Here is a 5,509-nt window from a genome sequence, read left to right as displayed (position 1 = left end):
GGTTTACGCCGATCGGCCACTTGAGAGCCTTGGCCTGCGGACTGCGCTGAAAAAGTTCGATCAACTGATCGTCGACGCTCGTTAATTGCCTGGCTGCCGGTTTTTCCGGCAGTCTTGCGCATATTTCTACCGCTTTGCGCCATTCAGGCGAGTTTTATCCCTCCTCAAGCCCCTTTCTTCTACGTTCTCATGCGCTTAGTTGGAAAAAAGCGCAATTATTGCTTGACTTGAAGGGCCTGAAACAGAAGAATCCAAAGTCCGCTGTATCGGGACTGCCAGAAGCAGGCCCGCTCAGCAGATCATGAGGCGCATATCCGCGCCGACCTGTAACACCCGCAACGCGTTACCTCGCGCTGGGTGGGAAAAGCCCGCAACACTTGGGACGATCCCAATACTTGCTCAGTCAGTGCTGACGTAGTCGGCGACCACCGTCGCTCATGCTCTGTTGAGAAGTAAACCTATTAAGACCCGTCGGTTTTTAACGGACGGTATTCTGGCGTTTTAGAGGTGAACAACGTGGAGCTTTTATCTGGCGGTGAGATGCTCGTCCGCTTTTTGCGTGACGAAGGCGTCGACTATATCTACGGGTACCCAGGTGGTGCTCTGCTGCATGTTTACGACGCACTGTTCAAGGAACCGGCTGTTACCCACATCCTGGTTCGCCACGAACAGGCCGCGACCCATATGGCTGACGGTTATGCCCGTGCCACCGGTAAAGCCGGCGTGGTGCTGGTAACGTCCGGCCCAGGCGCAACCAATGCCATCACTGGCATCGCGACTGCGTATATGGACTCCATCCCGATGGTGATCATTTCCGGCCAGGTCGCAAGCACCATGGTCGGTACCGATGCATTCCAGGAAACCGACATGATCGGTATTTCCCGGCCGATCGTGAAACACAGCTTCATGATCAAGCATGCGTCGGAAATCCCGGAAGTCATGAAGAAGGCGTTCTACCTCGCACAGTCCGGTCGCCCGGGCCCTGTAGTGGTCGATATCCCGAAAGACATGACCAACCCGGCTGAAAAATTCGAATACGTCTTCCCGAAGAAAGCCAAGCTGCGCTCCTACAGCCCGGCCGTTCGTGGGCACTCGGGGCAAATTCGCAAGGCAGCCGAAATGCTCCTGGCGGCCAAACGCCCTGTGATGTACTCCGGCGGTGGCGTGATTCTGGGTGGCGGTTCCGCACCGCTGACCGAACTGGCCAAGCTGCTCAACTTGCCGGTCACCAACACCTTGATGGGCCTCGGCGCATTCCCGGGTACGGACCGTCAGTTCGTCGGTATGCTCGGCATGCACGGCAGCTACACCGCCAACCTGGCCATGCACCACGCTGACGTGATCCTGGCGGTGGGCGCGCGGTTTGATGACCGAGTGATCAACGGCGCGAGCAAATTCTGCCCGAATGCCAAGATCATCCACATCGACATCGACCCGGCGTCCATCTCCAAGACCATCAAGGCTGACGTGCCGATCGTCGGCCCTGTGGAAAGCGTATTGACCGAAATGGTCGCTGCGCTCAAGGACATCGGCGAGACGCCGAACAAGGAATCCGTTGCCAGTTGGTGGAAGCAGATCGACGAATGGCGCGGTGATCGCGGCCTGTTCCCGTATGACAAGGGCGACGGCAGCATCATCAAGCCACAAACCGTGATCGAGACCCTGTGCGAAGTGACCAAGGGCGACGCCTTTGTGACCTCCGACGTGGGCCAGCACCAGATGTTCGCCGCGCAGTACTACACGTTCGACAAGCCTAACCGCTGGATCAACTCCGGCGGCCTGGGCACGATGGGCTTTGGTTTCCCTGCGGCCATGGGCGTGAAGCTGAGCTTCCCGGACACCGACGTTGCGTGCGTCACCGGTGAAGGCAGCATCCAGATGAACATCCAGGAACTGTCGACCTGCTTGCAGTACGGCCTTCCGGTGAAGATCGTCTGCCTGAACAACGGCGTGCTGGGCATGGTTCGCCAGTGGCAGGACATGAGCTACGGTAGCCGTCACTCCCATTCCTACATGGAATCGTTGCCGGACTTCGTCAAGTTGGTTGAAGCCTATGGCCACGTCGGCATGCGCATCACCGATTTGAAAGATCTGAAGCCGATGATGGAAGAGGCGTTCGCCATGAAGGACCGCCTGGTCTTCCTGGATATTCAGGTGGATACCAGCGAGCACGTCTACCCGATGCAGATCAAAGACGGCTCTATGCGCGACATGTGGCTGAACAAGACGGAGCGTACTTAATCATGCGGCACATTATCTCCCTGCTTCTGGAGAACGAACCCGGCGCTCTGTCTCGTGTTGTCGGCCTGTTTTCGCAACGCAACTACAACATCGAAAGCCTGACCGTGGCGCCAACCGAAGACCCGACCCTGTCGCGCCTGACGTTGACCACCGTGGGCCACGATGAGGTGATCGAGCAGATCACCAAGAACCTCAACAAGCTGATCGAAGTGGTCAAGCTGGTCGACCTGTCGGAAAGTGCTCACATCGAGCGCGAGCTGATGCTGGTTAAAGTCAAGGCCACGGGCGCCCAGCGTGCCGAGATCAAACGTACCACCGACATTTATCGCGGGCAGATCGTCGATGTGAGCGCCAGCGTTTATACCGTGCAACTGACCGGTACAAGCGACAAGCTGGACAGCTTCATCCAGTCGATCGGGACGGCCTCGATTCTGGAAACCGTACGCAGTGGCGTCACCGGGATCGCCCGTGGCGACAAAGTACTCAGCATCTAACCCAATTAGTGAATGGCCTCACGGCCTGGATATATAGAGGAACCTCATGAAAGTTTATTACGAAAAAGATTGTGACCTGTCGATCATCCAGGGCAAGAAAGTCGCCATCATCGGCTACGGTTCCCAGGGCCACGCCCAAGCGTGCAACCTGAAAGACTCCGGCGTTGACGTGACTGTTGGCCTGCGCAAAGGCTCGGCCACTGTTGCCAAGGCTGAAGCCCACGGCCTGAAAGTGACTGACGTTGCTTCCGCCGTTGCTGCCGCCGACCTGGTCATGATCCTGACCCCGGACGAGTTCCAGTCCGCGCTGTACAAGAACGAAATCGAGCCGAACATCAAGAAAGGCGCCACCCTGGCCTTCTCCCACGGCTTCGCGATTCACTACAACCAGGTTGTGCCGCGTGCTGACCTCGACGTGATCATGATCGCGCCGAAGGCTCCGGGCCACACCGTGCGTTCCGAGTTCGTCAAGGGCGGCGGTATTCCTGACCTGATCGCGATCTACCAGGACGCTTCGGGCAACGCCAAGAATGTTGCACTGTCTTACGCTGCAGGCGTGGGTGGCGGTCGTACCGGCATCATCGAAACCACCTTCAAGGACGAGACTGAAACCGACCTGTTCGGCGAACAAGCCGTTCTGTGCGGCGGTACCGTTGAGCTGGTCAAAGCCGGTTTCGAAACCCTGGTTGAAGCTGGCTACGCGCCAGAAATGGCCTACTTCGAATGCCTGCACGAACTGAAGCTGATCGTTGACCTCATGTACGAAGGCGGTATCGCCAACATGAACTACTCGATCTCCAACAACGCCGAATACGGCGAGTACGTGACTGGCCCGGAAGTCATCAACGCCGAGTCCCGTCAGGCCATGCGCAACGCCCTGAAACGTATTCAGGACGGCGAGTACGCCAAAATGTTCATCACCGAAGGCGCAACCGGCTACCCTTCGATGACCGCCAAGCGTCGTAACAACGCCGCTCACGGTATCGAAATCATCGGCGAGCAACTGCGCTCCATGATGCCGTGGATCGGTGCCAACAAGATCGTCGACAAAGCCAAAAACTAAGTCGTACGTATCCAGGAAAAACGCGGCTTAGGCCGCGTTTTTTCGTTTGGGGGCGGGTTCTGGTATAAAGCTGCATCGTTTGCGGGCGAACACGCGCCGCAAGTATTTGTCGAATTCTTTTCACACCGTTGCAAGGTAAAGTCCATGACCGAACGTCCCGAAGAGCCAAGCCAGGCCTCTGACGCCGATAGCCTGCTACCGATCGATGAACATGTCGAAGAAGGGCATGACGCGGAAGGTCGCAAGGTCCGGCATCGTGGCATCTATCTGCTGCCCAACCTGTTCACCACGGCGAACCTGTTTGCCGGCTTCTATTCCATCATCAACTCCATGAGCGCCCAAAGCGCCCTGGCGGCCGGTGATGCGGCAAGTGCCAGCAAGTACTTTGGTTTTGCTGCCATCGCCATTTTTGTGGCCATGGTGCTTGACGGCCTTGATGGTCGTGTAGCGCGCATGACCAATACCCAAAGCGCCTTTGGTGCCGAGTACGACTCGTTGTCGGACATGGTTGCCTTTGGTGTGGCGCCGGCGCTGCTGGCGTTTGCCTGGGCACTGGGTGATATGGGCAAGGTCGGCTGGATGGTTGCCTTCATCTATGTTGCGGGCGCCGCGTTGCGCCTGGCGCGCTTCAATACCCAAGTGGGTACGGCCGATAAGCGTTATTTCATTGGCCTGGCCAGCCCGGCTGCCGCGGGCGTGGTGGCGGGTATCGTCTGGGCGTTCAGTGACTACGGCATCCAGGGTTCGAAAATGTCGTTCCTGGTGGCGTTGATGGTCGCGGCGGCCGGTATGTTGATGGTCAGCAACATCAAGTACAACAGCTTCAAGGAGCTCGACCTCAAGGGGCGCGTGCCTTTCGTGGCTATCCTGGTCGTGGTGCTGGTATTCGCAGTGGTGTTCAGCGATCCACCGCGTATTCTGCTGTTGGCGTTCCTGGTTTACGCCGCGTCGGGGCCTGTTCAGTACTTGTTGCATCTGCGCCGGGACAAAACATTGCCTTAATGTAATTTCCCCCATACTCCGCAGTCTATTGGTGCATCAGTCCTCCAATGCTGCGGAGTTGCCATGTTAATCAAATTGCCCAAAGCGTCCGATTGCCACGAATCGGATGTCACGCCTGAATCCTTCTACCTCTCTCGCCGCAGCTTGCTCGGTGGTGCGCTTGCCGGTGTTGCCGCCAGCAGCTTGCCGCGCTGGGCCAGTGCTGCCGAAGCCGCGCGTTACGCGGATGTTGAGCCGGGGAACGCACCTTCCTGGTTTGCCGAGAAACTGCCGAGCACTCAATGGCAGGCAGTCACCGTGAAGGACGAGGCCATCACGCCCTTCAAGGACGCGACCCACTACAACAACTTCTATGAGTTCGGCACAGGCAAGGGCGACCCAGCGACGAATGCGGGTTCACTCAAGACCGAACCCTGGAGTGTCGTGATTGACGGGGAGGTCGGGAAGCCGGGGCGTTATGCCTTGGAAGACTTCATGAAACCTTATCAGTTGGAAGAGCGGATTTACCGTTTACGCTGTGTTGAAGCGTGGTCGATGGTCATTCCGTGGATGGGCTTCCCCATTTCGGCCTTGCTCAAACAGGTTGAGCCGACCTCCAAGGCCAAGTACATCCGTTTTGAAACGCTTCAAGACCCCAAGAGCATGCCGGGTCAGCGCTCAAGTTTCGGCTTGATCGATTGGCCTTATGTAGAGGGGCTGCGTCTGGATG

Annotated in this window: 5 protein-coding genes and 1 pseudogene; all 6 read left to right on the top strand. The window is 57.6% G+C overall.

The window, feature by feature from the left end; translation table 11 throughout:
* Positions 1-85: pseudogene (locus WBB95_RS16960) on the top strand (YqcC family protein); the annotation flags it as partial.
* Positions 86-516: 431 nt separating this feature from the next.
* Positions 517-2,241 (top strand): acetolactate synthase 3 large subunit, encoded by a 1,725-nt coding sequence (locus WBB95_RS16955; RefSeq protein ID WP_424488645.1) that lies wholly within the window; start codon positions 517-519, stop codon positions 2,239-2,241.
* A 2-nt stretch (positions 2,242-2,243) separates the two neighbouring features.
* Positions 2,244-2,735: an acetolactate synthase small subunit gene (gene ilvN / locus WBB95_RS16950; protein WP_003176102.1), complete on the top strand. Its 492-nt coding sequence runs from the start codon at positions 2,244-2,246 to the stop codon at positions 2,733-2,735.
* A gap of 46 nt (positions 2,736-2,781) precedes the next feature.
* On the top strand, positions 2,782-3,798 hold the full coding sequence (gene ilvC / locus WBB95_RS16945; protein ID WP_078739114.1) for a ketol-acid reductoisomerase: 1,017 nt from the start codon (positions 2,782-2,784) through the stop codon (positions 3,796-3,798).
* A 144-nt stretch (positions 3,799-3,942) separates the two neighbouring features.
* Positions 3,943-4,800, top strand: coding sequence for a CDP-diacylglycerol--serine O-phosphatidyltransferase (pssA, locus tag WBB95_RS16940; RefSeq protein WP_424488644.1), 858 nt, complete (start codon positions 3,943-3,945; stop codon positions 4,798-4,800).
* 63 nt (positions 4,801-4,863) lie between these two features.
* A partial coding sequence (msrP, locus tag WBB95_RS16935) for a protein-methionine-sulfoxide reductase catalytic subunit MsrP (protein WP_424488643.1) occupies positions 4,864-5,509 on the top strand: 646 nt, incomplete at its 3' end.

Source organism: Pseudomonas sp., from assembly GCF_049645325.1.
In the GTDB taxonomy this organism is placed as follows: Bacteria; Pseudomonadota; Gammaproteobacteria; order Pseudomonadales; family Pseudomonadaceae; genus Aquipseudomonas.
Note: the sequence above shows the minus strand (reverse complement) of the source record. Positions and strands in the feature narration are given on the sequence as shown.

Coding starts and splice junctions, on each gene's coding strand:
- pssA (WP_424488644.1), top strand. CDS start 3,943: ATGACCGAACGTCCCGAAGAGCCAAGCCAGGCCTCTGACGCCGATAGC.
- ilvC (WP_078739114.1), top strand. CDS start 2,782: ATGAAAGTTTATTACGAAAAAGATTGTGACCTGTCGATCATCCAGGGC.
- ilvN (WP_003176102.1), top strand. CDS start 2,244: ATGCGGCACATTATCTCCCTGCTTCTGGAGAACGAACCCGGCGCTCTG.